The sequence below is a fragment of the Candidatus Enterococcus myersii genome, assembly GCF_017316025.1.
Lineage (GTDB): Bacteria > Bacillota > Bacilli > Lactobacillales > Enterococcaceae > Enterococcus_C > Enterococcus_C montenegrensis.
In genome coordinates this window covers 68,641-83,604 of record NZ_JAFLVT010000001.1, presented here as the reverse complement: position 1 = coordinate 83,604, position 14,964 = coordinate 68,641, and the positions used below count along the sequence as shown (strand labels likewise).

The window sequence follows — 14,964 nt, the reverse complement described above, 5'->3', positions numbered from 1 at the left end:
CCTTTATAAAAGTTTTCGCAATAGCTGTTACAAACAGTCACTAAAATCAGTTATTCTTGCCTGTTTTTAACTATATTAATAAGCAGGATAGGAAATATAACTATCCCCATCTTTTTTATAGCTGTTCATGATAGAAAATAAGACGTCATGATCAAAAGTTAGTGCAAAAACTTCTGCTGTTTCATCCGCCAAAAAATCCAGCAAATCACTTTGCCCCTCGTCTAAAACCAATTGTAAATAATCTACTAAACCATCTAACATCGCTTTTGGCATTCCCTTTTTTCCTTCATAGGGCAAGACAGCTAAATAGTCTGTTTCCTCAAATTTTGATTTTTGTGGATTAAATAATAAAATACCATCCTCAAATTCAATAATTTCTTCTTCTGATTCCACTCCAGCTGCATCATCAATTGTTAGTTTTGCCTTATTTTCAGCAAAAAGTCGCAGGACAATCTCAATGGTATGATTTTTCTTATCCCAATCTAGTGCAACATCATAATCGGGAATTTTTTTGGTTAGTGCTTCATCTAAATAAGTTAAAATATTGGTTTTCATTTCTATTTCCAGCCCCAATCTTCTGTAATTTTAGCTTTCTTTTGTTGTGAAATATAAGGATTGCCGGCAAGTGCATAACGCAATGGCATCTGCGTCCACTTTCCTTTATTGGGAATGCCGATACGTGGCAAGCGTAAAATTTCTTTGGGTTCTCGCTTTTTACTCGGCACAAGATGCAACGGACTCGAAAAAATCGAATCGCCATATAAATCTTTGCTAATCCCTAAAGCAGCCACTAATTTTCCTGGACCATTACTAATTTCTGGGCCGTATTTGCCACCACGATTTGCTTGCATTAATGAAATGCCCGCCGCCGGTTCAATCCCTCTGATCATGACCCCTTGAGGAATACCGGGCTTTTGAGTGACCATATTCAAAATTAAATGGGTATGCATGGTATACAAATAAATCGAGCCCGCTTTTTCATACATCGCACGAACTCGTGGTGTTTTGCGCATGCCATAACTATGGGCAGCTTCATCTTCTGGACCTAGGTAAGCTTCACAGTCGACGATATAACCACCAGTAGTTCCTTTTGGCGTCACATTTTCTACATACATCCCAATCAAATACTCAGCAATTTCCGGCGTCGTTTTTGTATTAAAAATTTCTTGTGCTTCATTTAATGTACTCATCTCATTCACCTTCCCTCATTGTACACAAAAGACCTGCTTCTGACCATGAAATCAGTTGGTTTTTAAGGATTTTCCACAATTTCAAAAGATTTAATTGTCAAAAAGCTATGTTATACTTTAACCATCCTATATTGTATTCTAAAAAAAACAGAAAAAGCCAAACTAGCGAATTTCTCTTTAAAAAAATATCCCCCTATTCTGACGTTTTTTGTCTGTTGCATGTTTTCAAAATTTCAAAAAAATTGGCATGGGATACGGGATCAAAAAGTTAGCAACACTATTTTTTAAAGAGCTGCATTTTAGCTTACAACACACTATAAACCCTACAAAGGAGGCTTGCTCTCATGCAAAAGCCACTTGCTTTTCGCATGCGTCCCCGTAATTTAGATGAAGTGGTCGGCCAACAACAATTGGTAGGCCCAGGCAAAATTATCCGACGTATGGTGGAAGCCAAAATGTTATCTTCTATGATTTTATATGGACCACCTGGAACTGGTAAAACCAGTATTGCCTCAGCAATTGCTGGTTCGACCAAATACGCTTTTCGGATGCTAAATGCGGCAACAGATACCAAAAAAGATTTACAAGTTGTCGCCGAAGAAGCCAAGATGAGTGGAACAGTCATTTTATTATTAGATGAGGTCCATCGCCTAGATAAAACCAAGCAGGACTTTCTTTTACCTCATTTAGAAAGCGGCAGTATTATTATGATTGGTGCTACAACTGAAAATCCCTATATTACAATTAATCCAGCGATTCGCAGTCGATGCCAAATTTTTGAAGTCAAACCCCTTTCAGAAGCTGATATTTTGCAAGCTGTCGATCTCGCGTTAAGTGATTCTAAACGAGGCTTAGGAGATTTTCCTGTTAAAATTGATGAAGACGCACGCCTTCATTTATCCCGCGCTACCAATGGTGACCTGCGCAGCGCCTTAAACGGACTAGAACTAGCCGTTCGCTCTACGCCAGAAAAAGACGGAGTAATTCATTTAACCCTTAGTATCATTGAAGAATGTATCCAAAGAAAAGCCCTTACCCACGATAAAGACGGTGATGCCCATTACGATGTTATTTCAGCCTTTCAAAAATCAATTCGCGGTAGCGACGTGGATGCCGCACTGCATTATTTAGGACGGCTAGTTGAAGCCGGGGATTTAGCGATTATTTGTCGCCGCTTAATGGTTATTGGCTACGAAGATATTGGCTTAGCAAATCCCGCCGCTGCGGCACGGACTGTCAATGCGGTTTTAGCGGCTGAACGTCTTGGTCTGCCAGAAGCACGAATTCCACTAGCAGATTGTGTCGTTGATTTATGTTTATCGCCTAAATCAAATTCTGCTTATGCCGCTCTTGATGCTGCCATTACTGATATTAGAACAGGAGCTACAGGGGATGTTCCCGATCACTTACGGGACAGTCACTACAAAGGGGCAAAAGATTTAGAGCGGGGAGTGGGTTATCAATATCCCCACAACTTCGAAGATTTTTGGGTTAATCAACAGTATCTCCCCGATAAAATCAAAGACGCGCATTATTATCACCCTAAAGCATCGGGAAAATATGAACAAGCATTAGGCCAACAATATTATCGTATCAAAGATTGGCAGCATAAAAGGCGACAAACCAAAAAGCTGTCAGATAGTTAAAGATAGCGATTACAAAAACAAAAGCAATCTGGTTGCTACTTTTGTCCCCCTATGCTACTATGTAAGTGGGAATTCTGTGATGTACGAGTTATCCTTTTTGTGTGTTGACCGAACATTTTTATTGATATATTGGGATCCGTCCTGTGTGTGAGTTGGTAACATGCCTTTTCTTTTGGTAGTTCGATACTTAAACCGTGGAACCCACCTGCTAGAAATTGCGGGATCAATACTATGGGACGAATAACGGCATCTACGGATATTACCCATTCTTTATGAATGTAGCCGCCTGTCTTTTGACAGACGGCTTTTATTTTTAGCTTAGAAATGGAGTTTACTTTTATGATTCGTGTTTTAGTCATTTTATTTGCTTTATTGTTATTACTTTTAAGTTATGTTTTATTGAAAAAACCGCAATTATTAACCCCATTATTAATACAAGAGGAAATTCCGAGCTTTTTAAAAACCTATGGTCACTTCTATTTAACCTTTGGTATTTTGGGCTTCATTGCAGCAATCATCAATTTAAAAATCATTATTTTGCTTTATATTTTTCTTGTCCTTATACTTGCAGCAAGTTTTAGTCTAAAGCTAGCAAAATCACTCAAAAAATAATTCTGATTTTGATAGCTTCTTTTTTGCAATTCACCTAAAGTAGTTTACAATAAAATTGTAGCTAACAAGATGCTTTGTAGTTAGGGCGTTGTAAATGTAAAGGAGTGGGTAAAATGTTACAACAATATAAAACAATTATGGTGGCAGTCGATGGTTCTAGTGAAGCTGAACTTGCCTTCAAAAAAGCTGTCAATGTAGCAAAGCGAAACGAGGCAAAACTATTAATTGCCCACGTTATTGATACAAGAGCTTTTCAAACAGTTTCCTCTTTTGATGGTATGTTAGCTGAACAGGCCACAGAAATGGCAAAACAAACATTAGCAGATTATACCGATTATGCAAAAGAACAAGAATGCCATGATATTAATACCGTTATTGAATATGGTGCACCAAAACCTATCATTGCAAAACAATTGCCACAAGAACACAACGTAGATCTAATTATGTTAGGGGCTACCGGGTTAAATGCAGTAGAGCGTCTTTTTATCGGTTCTGTTTCTGAATATGTTATCCGTAACGCACCTTGTGATGTTTTAGTTGTCCGGACTGACTTAAATAACAAAGTTGTCAAAGAAGAAAAAGAATAAGCAACAGTCCGTGTTTTCGTGTTGCATTCCTTAAAAAACAAATAATACCTAAAGATTTCTAGTGTTACGAGCTTATAAGCTGGTAATGCTGATATCTTTAGGTATTTTTTTATGAGAAAAAATCCAGAGTAAAATTCATCCACGTCGTTTTTTTATTTTTCTAGCGGGCTAGCACACAACGATTGATATGATCATTAATACAAGTTTGTAAACTAATCCGTTCACCTTTTTCATCTAACATGCGTGGTAAAACGTCGTCTTTTAAGTCATTGGCATTATATCCTTCATCCGTCACATCAACGACCTCGTACACATGATATGTTTTTTGCTTACCATTATCATCATAAACAGTGAATCGGCGCTCCTACATAAAGCTCCATTACCGTCGCAAAATCACCGGGATTATGTCCAATAAAATGTGTTGGTGCACTATCGTCCACAAGCCCTTTTCCAAGCCAAGTAGCGGCTCCTTCATCAGGAGCAGAATTAGCACCTGTCGCATGCGAATAAGAAATTGTCTGACCGTTAAACTGGATAACTGAAGTGAACTTGTCAGGTGACTTCAAATCAGCCTTTGTTGTAGGTGAAGCTAGATTCTCAGCAGAACTTTCTTTTTGTGGCGTTTTTGCCGTATTGGGTGCTGTTGTCTTTTTCAAACTATTTTGAAGAGACAGTGGCTGTTCTAATTTTTCCGCGTGACTACTCGTGCTGGAAACAATTTCTACTACTACTTCTTTTTTAGCAGTATTTCCTGCCTGATCTTTTGTGCTTATTACGACAGTCTGCTTACCAACTTTATTTGTATCAACTGCGCTAATTTTACTTTTATCTAAGGAAATGATCCCATCAACCGTGTCATAAATTGAGAAATAGTCCGCCCAATCAATCTTGGCATTGTGTGGAATAATTAGGGCTTTCTTTTGTCTAATGACGGGTTTTGTTCTGTCGCGTATTTGAAGTGTAATCTTGCGGGTTATAACTTCATCAAATTGAATATATATCTTAACGATGATTTCATAAGTTCCTGGCTTCATATCTTGAATAGATTCTAAATTAAGGACGTCTACTTTTGTCACTTGAGGAATTTTATTGATATGGGCAGCGACAAGCAATGCCTCTTTACTCACAACTTCTTTGGCGCTAGCGTCAAATGTTACATTTTCGACTAATACTTGATCCAAGCGTCGCTGGGCACTTGCATAAACTTTAAAAAAGCTAATACTAACAACTATCAGACAAAGCAACGTTAAACTCGCCAGTAGCAATTCGCGTTTTTTCATGAGTTCCACCACCCTTCAACCTCTCTGCTTGTTTTTTTATGGTCACAAAAAATAAATTTTATTATTTTCAAAGAATAAAATAATATTATTTTCCCATTGCTATTCACCATTATTATAAAGGCTATCGTCTCATTAAGTTACCTTATATGCACTCTTTTTTCAATTAAATAACCCTCATTTTATGAACACAATTACGTCATTTAATTAATACCTATTTCATTATTTTAATGTAACGTATGTTTTTTATTCAGCGGATTTTGGGGCTAGAGACATTGGCTTGAATTGTCTTTCAAAAAATTTGGCTTCTGACCTGTAATTGCTGTTACTCTGTTTATCTAAATACACCAGTTAAAGGGTAGAGTATTATTCGCACAATTTAATTGGTTGTGTTAAAATCAACTTACATATGATTAAACAATCATATGTAAGTTTTTTATTTTTTACCTCTTTATAAAAATGTGCTTAATATTTATCGAATGAAATTGGAGGTCATCCTTATGCATGAGCATCATTTACACACGCCCACCACAAAAACTAAACGCGCTTTTAAAATTGGAATTATTATTAATCTCTTATTTGTTGTAATTGAGACTATTTTTGGTTTTTCGGCCAACTCTTTGTCTTTAGTCGCCGATGCTGGTCACAATTTAAGTGATGTTTTAGGACTAGTTATTTCGTGGATCGCAATCTTGTTAAGCGCCCGTCCACGAACAGCAACTAGAACTTACGGCTACAAACGCAGTTCTATTTTAGCGGCCCTCTTTAATGCTATCTTTTTATTAGTGGCTATTGGTGGCATCTTAGTTGAGGCCATTTCTCGTTTGCAAAATAGTCAACCCGTTGCTGAAAATAAGGTCATTCTAGTAGCTTTAGTTGGAATTATTATCAATGGTTTTACTGCCTACCTCTTTATGAAAGACCAGCAACACGACTTAAATGTAAAGGGCGCCTTTTTGCATATGGCAGCTGATACATTAGTTTCTGTTGGCGTTGTCCTAGCAGCTATTATCGTTAAATTTACCAATTGGTTCTGGCTAGATTCTGTCATTAGTTTAATCATTGCTGGGATTATTTTTATCGGTACTTGGGGATTACTAAAAGGTGCTGTGAACTTATCTTTAGATGCTGTTCCAGAAGCTGTAGATTATGATGAAGTTAAAAAATTTATTGAAAATAGGCCAACCGTATTAGCCATTCACGATCTTCATATTTGGGGATTAAGCACCACCGAAAATGCACTAACAGTCCACGTTTGTCGTGATACGTTAGCAGATAACAATCAATTTTTGGAGAACTTGGATCATGAGCTGACGAAAAATTTTGTCTTATCTCATATTACAATCCAAGTTGAACTTGGAGAAATCAGTGATGAATCGGTGAAACATAGTATTTAATCAAAAGAACTGTCTGAATCANNTGATTCAGACAGTTCTTTTTTAATCTTCTTTTGGCACCGGTTGTAGTACGCCATCAGTCATCTTCAAGACCCGGTCACTCCACTGCGTCATGCGTGGATCATGGGTGACCATGATCGTAGCTTTTTTATTTTGATGGGCTTCTTTTACCAATAATTTTACTACTTCAAAGGCGTGATCCGTATCCAAAGAAGCAGTCGGCTCATCTGCCAAAATCACGCTTGGATCATTATACAAGGCCCGTCCAATTGCAACCCGTTGCCGTTCACCGCCAGATAAGTCACGGGGATATTTATCCTTTAGGTCAAAAATATCCAATGAACGTAAAATTGTTTCGACCTTTTCTTTGTCCAAATTAGATTTTTTAACTTTATCTACTAAGAAAAATTGTTCCTCGATTTTTAAAAAAGGAATTAAATTAGATGCTTGTAAAATAAAGCCGATTTCTTTGAAACGCAGTTGACTACGTTTTTTTTCATTTAGATTCGTAAAATCATGTCCATTGATTAAGATGCTCCCACTAGAAGGTGTCTGTAAGCCACCAGCAATGGTCAAAAAGGTACTTTTCCCAGAGCCCGAAGGACCAATAATCGAGACAAATTCTCCTGGTTGAACAGCAAAATCAATTCCTTTTAAAGCGGTAATTTGTGTATGTCCGCTACCAAAAACTTTTTTGACATTATTCATTTCTAAAGCATTTTCCATATTCTTAACCTCCAATGGCTGTAATTGGATCGACTTTGGTCACTGTTCTAATTGAGAACAAACCACCAACAACAGCTACAACTAACAAGACGACACCGTATAACAACCAATCATTTACAACAATTTGAAACGGCATGGCACTTGGTAAAATCAGACTCGTTAAAAAGGCTAATAAAGCAGCTCCTAGCACACCCATCACACCTACCATAAAGGATTGTGCAATAATTGATTTTGCGATAAAGCTAGTAGAAATACCTTCTGCTTTCATAATCCCAAAGGTCGCTGTCTTTTGCAGTGTCATCACGTACATGAAAATACCGATTACGGCAGCCACAACAATAAATAAGAAATAAATCATCCCATTCAAAGTTAAGTTTTGCGCAGAATAACCTGGAATTGCTTCAATAAAATCTGCCAAAGTTAGTGAATCCAGATCTTCTTTTTGTTCTGATGTAAAAGTAGGACGCCCTTTTTTTACTAAAATTCCATTAATTGGCGTCTTTGTTTTATCTTGTGGAATTTGACCATTGTATTTTACATTAACAAATGTTTCCGTATCAGAATAAATAACTGGCGTAACTGTGTAATACGTCGCTTTGAAAATTCCAACGATCGTTAATTTTTCTTCGTATTTGCCTATCGTGATCTTATCGCCAATCTGATAACCCTCATCCGCTAAATTTTGCGAAATAATAATATCATTTTTCTTTAGATTGCGATTACCTTTAGTGACTTTGGGTAACATAAACGCATCTGCGTCAGTTCCAAATAGCGTAATATCGGTAGTTTTTTTATCTAATTTTGCAGCACCATTATAAATACTAATGGGCGCCTTCTTGCTGGTGGTAGCTACGTCATTAAAATCTTGTAACGTCAACTGGGAAGCGTTTAGTGACTTATTCGCATCTTTGGCTAATACTACCGTGTCGGCCTGCCAGTCACCTGCTGCTTGCATAAATTCTTGTGCCAATCCCGACGCTAAGCCCGACAACAAGAAAACTACGTAAGAAACTAGCAGCATAATGCCAATGATTAGGCCATAGCGTAACTTCGCATAGCGCATTTCTTTAATTGCTAAAAACATATTCATCATCCTTTATTTACAATTTCATTAAGTACGGTATTCACTTTAAACGCCCAGTAACACTTTGTCACTAATTCTGCTTACCAATTGCAAATTGCTTAATATTTTCTTAATATTTATAAATGCAAATGAAGTCCAATCTGCGCATAACACAAATGATTTCTAAAAATTTCTTGCAATTTATTTTCTGGTGTTTTGCCAACTTTAGCTTTACAAATATTCGAGTGTGAAATCTGACGTGACGATATTTGTTGTAGAGCGTTTTATTCTTGTCAAGATTTTATATTTTCTTATAGTCAAAAAACCAGATACCTGCTTTAAAAATAGCAAAATTACTATTTTTTAGCTGCAAATACCTGGTTTAATCTGAACTATTTTATTTTTGTTGAATACCCTGTTTAAGCCATTTAATCCGTAATTGGTAGACATCTACCAATTCTTTTTCACCCCAGTCATTTACAATAAAGGCAGTCAATACTTCCATCACTAAATCCATAATTAAAAATAACAATTCTTGACTTTCTGCTAGCGTATCCAAGCTAATATCGTTCTTGATCAAAAGCTCTTGCCATTGCAAAACCATCGCATTCTGACCGTTATTATGACTATTGCGCTTGGCAAAAATGGTAGGATTGGCTGTTAACAACTGGATTTGTTGCCATTCTTTTGCTGTTTTATCTACTCCTGCGATTTTTTTCAAATAGGTTTTAATCCCGGCGAACAAATCATCTGACATCGTATAAACAAAAGTCAAAATATCCCGATGAACAGCAACTGAAGCTTTTTGCACCACATATTGGTGCGCATCTTCCAAATCATTAAAATATTTATAAAACGCTCCCCGTGACATCCCCATTTTTTCAACAATTTCAGATACTTTCACCTGAGAAATGTGACGGTTGTAAAAAGTTGCCAATAAAATCATTTCAATTTTTTCCTGTTTATCAACAGTTAAATTCAAAAAAGTAGCTTTTGGCATCTCATCCCCTCCGTTATTTACCTAACTCTCGACTTTTTTTGGTTGCGGCACTCACAGCTTTCATTGCTGCAGCACGTAGCCCTTCTGTCTCTAATACTTTCACGCCGGCAATTGTCGTTCCACCAGGTGAAGTGACGCGATCTTTTAAAGCAGCTGGATGTTCTTTTGTTGCCACCACCATTTTTGCGGCACCAAGAACCGTTTGTGCTGCAAATTCATAAGCCGCTTCTCGCGGCATTCCCTCAAAAACGGCACCATCAGCTAACGCCTCAATAAACAGATAAACAAACGCCGGTCCGGAACCACTTAGCCCCGTTACAACATCCATCATTTTTTCAGGCACAGCCACAGCTTTGCCAAAACTACTAAAAATCGCCAAAGTTTGCGCTAATTCTTCCTCGGTAACGTTTTGATTGGCACAAACAGCTGACATCCCCTCGCCAACTAAGGCTGGCGTGTTAGGCATCACCCGTAAAATTTTCTGGTCTTCTCCAAGATAATCAGCGATTGTCTCTATTGTAACTCCTGCAGCAATACAAATTACTAATTGCTCTTTTTTAATAACTTTGGCTACTTGCGGTAAAACTTTAGGTAAAACATCTGGCTTAACTGCGAAAATGATACTATCACTTTTTTTAATTAACGTATCAGCAGCTTGAAGTGTTCTCACACCAAAATCTTTATTGATTTTTTCTAGGGTAGGCGCATATGCATCGTAGACAAAGATATCAGCTTTATCATATAGCTTTGCCTGTAATAGTCCCAAAAGCATCGCCTGCCCCATATTTCCCCCACCATAAAACCCAATTGTTCCCATTTCCTTCACCCTCTCTTTGCTTTAAGTTTGCTATATTTTTTCATAAAAAGCTACTGTCAGGTGAATTTTTATTTGCTATGTACATCATAAAAAACATCCTATAAAACACGATTAACTTAAAACTTCATTACCTAGTTTTAAGCTAATCGTGTTTAAAAGACGTTTTATGAATTATTTTTTTTTGAAATGCGCGGTGTCTTTCCAGCTTCAATTTCAATATGGTAGCTTTCTCCATTAAAAATAGTATTAAAAGCCAGACGTTGCCATGATTTTGGTAACTTGGGAGTGACTTGCAACTGGTTGTTTTTCACAGACAAACCACCAAATCCTTTTATAGCTGCTAGCCACGCCCCGCCGTTAGCAGCAGGATGGGTACCACCAATATAAATTGTTCCCGCATATTGTTTTGTCTCTCCAGTTAAGTCAACAGTGGCAGTTTTCATAAAATAAGGATAGGCCCAGTCTTGATTATCAAACTGGCAAGCAACTAAAGCATAGATACAAGCACTCAATGAAGATCCATGTTCGGTTCTTGGCTCGTAGTATTCCCAATTTTTTTGAATTTCACTTTTCGTGTAGTCTTCGCCAAATAGATGCAGCATAAAAATAACATCTGCTTGCTTAATAACCTGGGTATCTGCAGCAACACCATATGCGCCACCCCAATACTCTTTGTCATCTAGTAATCGCTTTCTTACTGCTGTAACCGAAACATCTTCTAAAGAAAAATAATTGTCAAATTGTTCGATTATTTCTGCATCATTTGGCTGTGGTACATAAATTTCATTATAAAATCGTTGAAATTTTTCTTTATCTATTTCCATTAATTCGGTTGCCGTTAAAATTTCAGCCAAATCTTCTGGCGCATTTTCAGCTAACATTTCCCATAAATCCAACGCAATTTTCATTGTTTTTTGTGCAAGTTTATTGGTATAGGCATTATTGTAAACCCGTTCATGATATTCGTCTGGCCCGATTACATCAATTAATTCAAAGCGATTTTTTTCGACTTTATAATACGCATAAGAATAATAAAATTTGGCACATTCAAAAATAACTTGTGCACCACCTTTTAAAAGCAGTTCTAAATCCTTTGTATATTCATAGTATTGCCAAAAAGCATACGCAATATCACCAGAAATGTGAATTTGTTTATCCCGAAAATAAGTTCGCATTGGCCGCTTGGTAAACACATCGACCACATTGTAATCAGATGTTGCATCTTGACCTAATTCTTGACTTTCCCATGCGTAAAAAGCACCATTAAATCCGTACTCTTTTGCTTTAGCTAATGCGCCAGGAAGTGTATAAATGCGATACGATAAAATATTTTTAGCAACTTCTGGCAAAACATGCATAAAAAATGGGAGCATAAACATTTCAGTATCCCAAAAAATTGCACCCTTATAGGTTTGCCCAGATAAACCACGAGCTGGGATAGAAACCGTATCGGAATGTCTCGGTGCAATGGATAACAAGTGATAAAGACTATATCGAATTGCCTCTTGGGCTTTACTGTCGCCATCAATTTCTACATCCGCTTTTTCCCACAGACCTTTCCAAATCTGCGTATGTTCTTTTTTCAAACTAGCAAAGTCCATTGCAAAAGCCACATCTAATTCTTTTTTGGCAGCCTCTTTGGGATTTTGACAGTCATTAGCATTAAAAGTTGTTGCAAAAATATGAAAAGTTATCGGTTCAGGCGTTAGCGTGACCTCATAGTAGGCAAACTGCCCCTCTTTTTTTAAACAATTCAGTTTAGAAGCATTCACTGCTTGTGCTACTGTAATATTTTTGTGTTCCCTTTGCGTTTTGGCTGACAAAATAATCTGATCTGCTAAATCTTCTGTTTCAAAATTGATCAAATGTGGGCCATTAATATCCCAAACTGCTGTATCAATCCCAATTTTCACTTGTAATGTTATTGGCTTTTCAGCAGCTAGCGTTATCTCGTCTACCATTAAATGCAGTCGCTTCATATGCAAAAAACGTTCAGCTTGAAGAGTGATCGTGTTTTCGTTATAAGAAAAAGCAGTTTTTCTTATATGCAAACCTTGTTGATAGTCTAATGTCTGCTGATGAAATGACGGTTTTAGCGTTAGTAAGCTGATTTCAGTTGCTTGGTCAAAAAGCTTAAAAAATAGGCCATTTGGTGCATTTACTGGTTCACGCCATTTATCTCCGACTTGATCATACAAGCCTAAAATAGTATTTGCAGCTAATTGTTCAGCACCATACTCTTCCATTGTACCGCGATAGCCCATATAACCATTTGCCAAGAGAAACTTATTGCCATTTGAAACAATTTGGTTAGGGTCATAACCTGCTCTAACTTGCCAAGACATCTAAGTTCCTCCTAATAGTTTCTTTTAATTTCATAGACTTCGTCATTTAATGTAACAGCTTTATCATAGAGACTTATTGTGATATCAGGACCAGTAATTTTGGTTAATGAAACGAATTTTTGGCTTACTTTGACGGCAATCAATGCGTTTTTATAGGTAAACTTAAATTCATAATCATGCCAATTTTCCGGAATAGTTGGATTTAACTGAAGTATTGGACCATCCGTTCTAACACCGCCAAAGCCATAAACGATATTCATCCAAGCTGCTGCAATAGAAGTTGTATGCAAACCTTCTCGTGTATTGCGATTATAATTATCCAAATCCATACGGGTTGCAAAACCAAAAAATTCGTATGCCGCCTCGTTTTTTCCCAATTCCGCTGCTAAGATAGAGTGGATTGAAGGTGACAATGACGACTCATGGATCGTTTTGGGTTCATAAAACTCATAGTTGACTTTCTTAGATTCAAAAGAAAAATCTTGATTATACAAAAATTGAAACATTAAAACATCCGGTTGTTTGATCATGTCATTACGATAAATGCGATCATAGGACCAATGATGATACAACGGAAAATCTTCAATTGGAATTTCTTGAATATCAAGATGTGGCAATTTGAAAAATCCATCATGCTGTTCAATCACGCCATCTTCTCTTATTAACATCAGTGTTTTATCTGCGCACAATTTCCATAACTCTTGTTCTTCTTGCGTCAATTGCAATTCACTGATTAACTCTATTTTTCTTTCAGGTTTTACTCTTGCAATCTCACTTAACGTTTGTAACGTATATTCAAATGTCTTTTTAGCCATGTAATTCGTATAACCATTATGATTTACCATCATTTGAAATTCATCCGGCCCCATCACACCAAAGAAGCCAAATTCTCCAGTTGGACTAAAATCACCCCGGCTAGCCAAAAAGCGACATATTTCAATTAACATTTCAATTCCATGACCGTATAAAAATTCTGTGTCGTCTGACAAATTCATATAATGAAAAATACCATAAGCGACGCCGGTACTTGGCTGAAACTGAAGACTGGCATGTTGCCACAGATCACTTGCTTCATGACCGTTTAATGTTGCAATCGGATAACAAGCCCCCTTACAATCCAATTCAGTTGCTCGCAGTCGTGCTTGGGACAATGTCTCATAGCGAAATTCTAATAAATTTTTTGCTGCATCTAAATTGTTCAACAAATAAAATGGTAAACAACAAGTTTCTGTATCCCAAAATGCCAATCCCCCATAGGATTCACCTGTTAAACCTTTTGCGCCAATATTGTTGGTTTTATTTTGTCCATGATACGTCTGTTGTAATTGAAAAATACAAAATCGAATCCCTTGTTGATTCAGTTCATCCCCATTAATGGTAATATCATATTTTTCCCAAACTTTCTTCCAATAGACTTTTTGATTAATCTTAGTTTGCTCATAGCTAATTTGTTGTTGTCTTTGACTGTCACGAATACCTTTTTGCCATAATTTTTCTGTCGCAATAGGAGTTTTGCTGACAATATTGTTCACGTGTTTTTCTACTTCAAAACAATTATCACGACTAAGTTTAACGTTAAACTTACGACCGATAAATTTATCCCTCGTCACGACTTCACTTGACAGGGATTGATTGTTTTTTAGATAAAAGCCACTAAAAACTTTTTGTTTGGTTGTTAGCGTTTCTCCTAGAATTCCAGTCGTTTCTCCAACTGTATCTTTTTTTATTTCTCGCCAAAAATTTTGTCCTTGTGAAACATGTTCACTATTAAAGTCAGCCCCTAATGTAAGCTCCAACTCTACGTTCTCGGCTTTAGTACATACAGAGATTTTTTGATAGCCCCATTGTGCTTGCTCCATATCCAAAAATCGTTCGAACTTAAAGAATACTTCTTTATCTGTTCCTGTTGTAATCTGGAAACTCCGAGTTAAAATACCACTACGTAAATCCAGTTCACGGTAATAATCCCTAACAGCAACACGATTTAAATCCAAACGTTGTCCATCAATGATAATTTCCGTCTTTAACCAGTCAACTGCATTTACCATAAAATGACTACGTTTAACAATTCCCTTATACTGTACCCGATTTTCTTCCGGACTATTTTCATAAATGCCATTAAAATAACTGCCGAGTAAAGTAGCGCCAGAAAAACCTTCTTCAAAATAACCTCTGACGCCCATATATTCATTTCCCAATGCAAAAATCGCCTCTGAAACTTCGCTCCGATTTTTATCGAATCCTTTTTCGGCAATCTTCCATGGATCTAATTGGTAATAAAGATCTGCCACTTTTGCCATTTCT

The 14,964-nt window shown here is 36.9% G+C and carries 14 protein-coding genes and 1 other RNA gene; 5 read left to right on the top strand and 10 right to left on the bottom strand.

Translation table 11 applies throughout. The features are described 5' to 3' along the window. Positions 1–75 precede the first annotated feature (75 nt). Positions 76–555 (bottom strand): DUF3013 family protein, encoded by a 480-nt coding sequence (locus JZO76_RS00490; RefSeq protein WP_206902214.1) that lies wholly within the window; start codon positions 553–555, stop codon positions 76–78. A 2-nt stretch (positions 556–557) separates the two neighbouring features. Next, positions 558–1,190, bottom strand: a complete 633-nt coding sequence (locus JZO76_RS00485) for a DNA-3-methyladenine glycosylase (RefSeq protein ID WP_206902213.1) — start codon at positions 1,188–1,190, stop codon at positions 558–560. Between the two features lie 344 nt (positions 1,191–1,534). On the opposite strand from JZO76_RS00485, the gene JZO76_RS00480 reads away from it, so the two are divergent. The 4 genes from JZO76_RS00480 (at position 1,535) to JZO76_RS00465 (ending at position 4,035) form a co-directional block, all read left to right on the top strand. Further along, a complete protein-coding gene (locus tag JZO76_RS00480; RefSeq protein ID WP_206902212.1) occupies positions 1,535–2,836 on the top strand; it encodes a replication-associated recombination protein A in 1,302 nt (433 codons plus the stop codon). A gap of 68 nt (positions 2,837–2,904) precedes the next feature. Beyond that, positions 2,905–3,099, top strand: a non-coding RNA gene (gene ssrS / locus JZO76_RS00475) — 6S RNA. A gap of 61 nt (positions 3,100–3,160) precedes the next feature. Then, positions 3,161–3,448, top strand: coding sequence for a hypothetical protein (locus JZO76_RS00470; protein WP_242595711.1), 288 nt, complete (start codon positions 3,161–3,163; stop codon positions 3,446–3,448). 113 nt (positions 3,449–3,561) lie between these two features. Beyond that, positions 3,562–4,035 carry a universal stress protein gene (locus tag JZO76_RS00465; protein ID WP_206902211.1) on the top strand — a complete coding sequence of 158 codons (474 nt, stop codon included), beginning with the start codon at positions 3,562–3,564 and terminating at the stop codon, positions 4,033–4,035. Between the two features lie 160 nt (positions 4,036–4,195). Here the strand turns inward: JZO76_RS00465 and JZO76_RS14185 are convergent, their stop codons facing one another. Further along, positions 4,196–4,330: a hypothetical protein gene (locus JZO76_RS14185; RefSeq protein WP_277988628.1), complete on the bottom strand. Its 135-nt coding sequence runs from the start codon at positions 4,328–4,330 to the stop codon at positions 4,196–4,198. Between the two features lie 46 nt (positions 4,331–4,376). Continuing rightward, positions 4,377–5,315, bottom strand: coding sequence for a sortase (locus JZO76_RS00460; protein ID WP_242595710.1), 939 nt, complete (start codon positions 5,313–5,315; stop codon positions 4,377–4,379). Positions 5,316–5,812: 497 nt separating this feature from the next. Here JZO76_RS00460 and JZO76_RS00455 point away from each other — a divergent pair, with 497 nt between their 5' ends. Next, positions 5,813–6,709, top strand: coding sequence for a cation diffusion facilitator family transporter (locus JZO76_RS00455; RefSeq protein WP_206902210.1), 897 nt, complete (start codon positions 5,813–5,815; stop codon positions 6,707–6,709). A 42-nt stretch (positions 6,710–6,751) separates the two neighbouring features. Here JZO76_RS00455 and JZO76_RS00450 read toward each other — a convergent pair whose 3' ends face one another. From JZO76_RS00450 to JZO76_RS00425, 6 genes are all read right to left on the bottom strand, one after another. Next, a complete protein-coding gene (locus tag JZO76_RS00450; protein WP_206902209.1) occupies positions 6,752–7,435 on the bottom strand; it encodes an ABC transporter ATP-binding protein in 684 nt (227 codons plus the stop codon). A gap of 4 nt (positions 7,436–7,439) precedes the next feature. Then, positions 7,440–8,519, bottom strand: a complete 1,080-nt coding sequence (locus JZO76_RS00445) for an ABC transporter permease (protein WP_206902208.1) — start codon at positions 8,517–8,519, stop codon at positions 7,440–7,442. A gap of 376 nt (positions 8,520–8,895) precedes the next feature. Beyond that, entirely contained in the window at positions 8,896–9,498 is a 603-nt protein-coding gene (locus JZO76_RS00440; protein WP_206902207.1) for a TetR family transcriptional regulator, read from the bottom strand. Between the two features lie 13 nt (positions 9,499–9,511). After that, on the bottom strand, positions 9,512–10,315 hold the full coding sequence (proC, locus tag JZO76_RS00435; protein ID WP_206902206.1) for a pyrroline-5-carboxylate reductase: 804 nt from the start codon (positions 10,313–10,315) through the stop codon (positions 9,512–9,514). A gap of 164 nt (positions 10,316–10,479) precedes the next feature. After that, entirely contained in the window at positions 10,480–12,660 is a 2,181-nt protein-coding gene (locus JZO76_RS00430) for a glycosyl hydrolase family 65 protein (RefSeq protein ID WP_206902205.1), read from the bottom strand. An 11-nt stretch (positions 12,661–12,671) separates the two neighbouring features. Then, complete coding sequence (locus tag JZO76_RS00425) at positions 12,672–14,960, bottom strand: glycoside hydrolase family 65 protein (protein ID WP_206902204.1); 2,289 nt, start codon at positions 14,958–14,960, stop codon at positions 12,672–12,674. Between the last annotated feature and the right edge of the window lie 4 nt (positions 14,961–14,964).

What these genes read in the sequence shown, in the direction of transcription:
- JZO76_RS00490 (WP_206902214.1), bottom strand. Translation starts at nt 555, where the DNA reads ATGAAAACCAATATTTTAACTTATTTAGATGAAGCACTAACCAAAAAA.
- JZO76_RS00485 (WP_206902213.1), bottom strand. Translation starts at nt 1,190, where the DNA reads ATGAGTACATTAAATGAAGCACAAGAAATTTTTAATACAAAAACGACG.
- JZO76_RS00480 (WP_206902212.1), top strand. Translation starts at nt 1,535, where the DNA reads ATGCAAAAGCCACTTGCTTTTCGCATGCGTCCCCGTAATTTAGATGAA.
- JZO76_RS00470 (WP_242595711.1), top strand. Translation starts at nt 3,161, where the DNA reads ATGGAGTTTACTTTTATGATTCGTGTTTTAGTCATTTTATTTGCTTTA.
- JZO76_RS00465 (WP_206902211.1), top strand. Translation starts at nt 3,562, where the DNA reads ATGTTACAACAATATAAAACAATTATGGTGGCAGTCGATGGTTCTAGT.
- JZO76_RS00460 (WP_242595710.1), bottom strand. Translation starts at nt 5,315, where the DNA reads ATGAAAAAACGCGAATTGCTACTGGCGAGTTTAACGTTGCTTTGTCTG.
- JZO76_RS00455 (WP_206902210.1), top strand. Translation starts at nt 5,813, where the DNA reads ATGCATGAGCATCATTTACACACGCCCACCACAAAAACTAAACGCGCT.
- JZO76_RS00450 (WP_206902209.1), bottom strand. Translation starts at nt 7,435, where the DNA reads ATGGAAAATGCTTTAGAAATGAATAATGTCAAAAAAGTTTTTGGTAGC.
- JZO76_RS00445 (WP_206902208.1), bottom strand. Translation starts at nt 8,519, where the DNA reads ATGTTTTTAGCAATTAAAGAAATGCGCTATGCGAAGTTACGCTATGGC.
- JZO76_RS00440 (WP_206902207.1), bottom strand. Translation starts at nt 9,498, where the DNA reads ATGCCAAAAGCTACTTTTTTGAATTTAACTGTTGATAAACAGGAAAAA.
- proC (WP_206902206.1), bottom strand. Translation starts at nt 10,315, where the DNA reads ATGGGAACAATTGGGTTTTATGGTGGGGGAAATATGGGGCAGGCGATG.
- JZO76_RS00430 (WP_206902205.1), bottom strand. Translation starts at nt 12,660, where the DNA reads ATGTCTTGGCAAGTTAGAGCAGGTTATGACCCTAACCAAATTGTTTCA.
- JZO76_RS00425 (WP_206902204.1), bottom strand. Translation starts at nt 14,960, where the DNA reads ATGGCAAAAGTGGCAGATCTTTATTACCAATTAGATCCATGGAAGATT.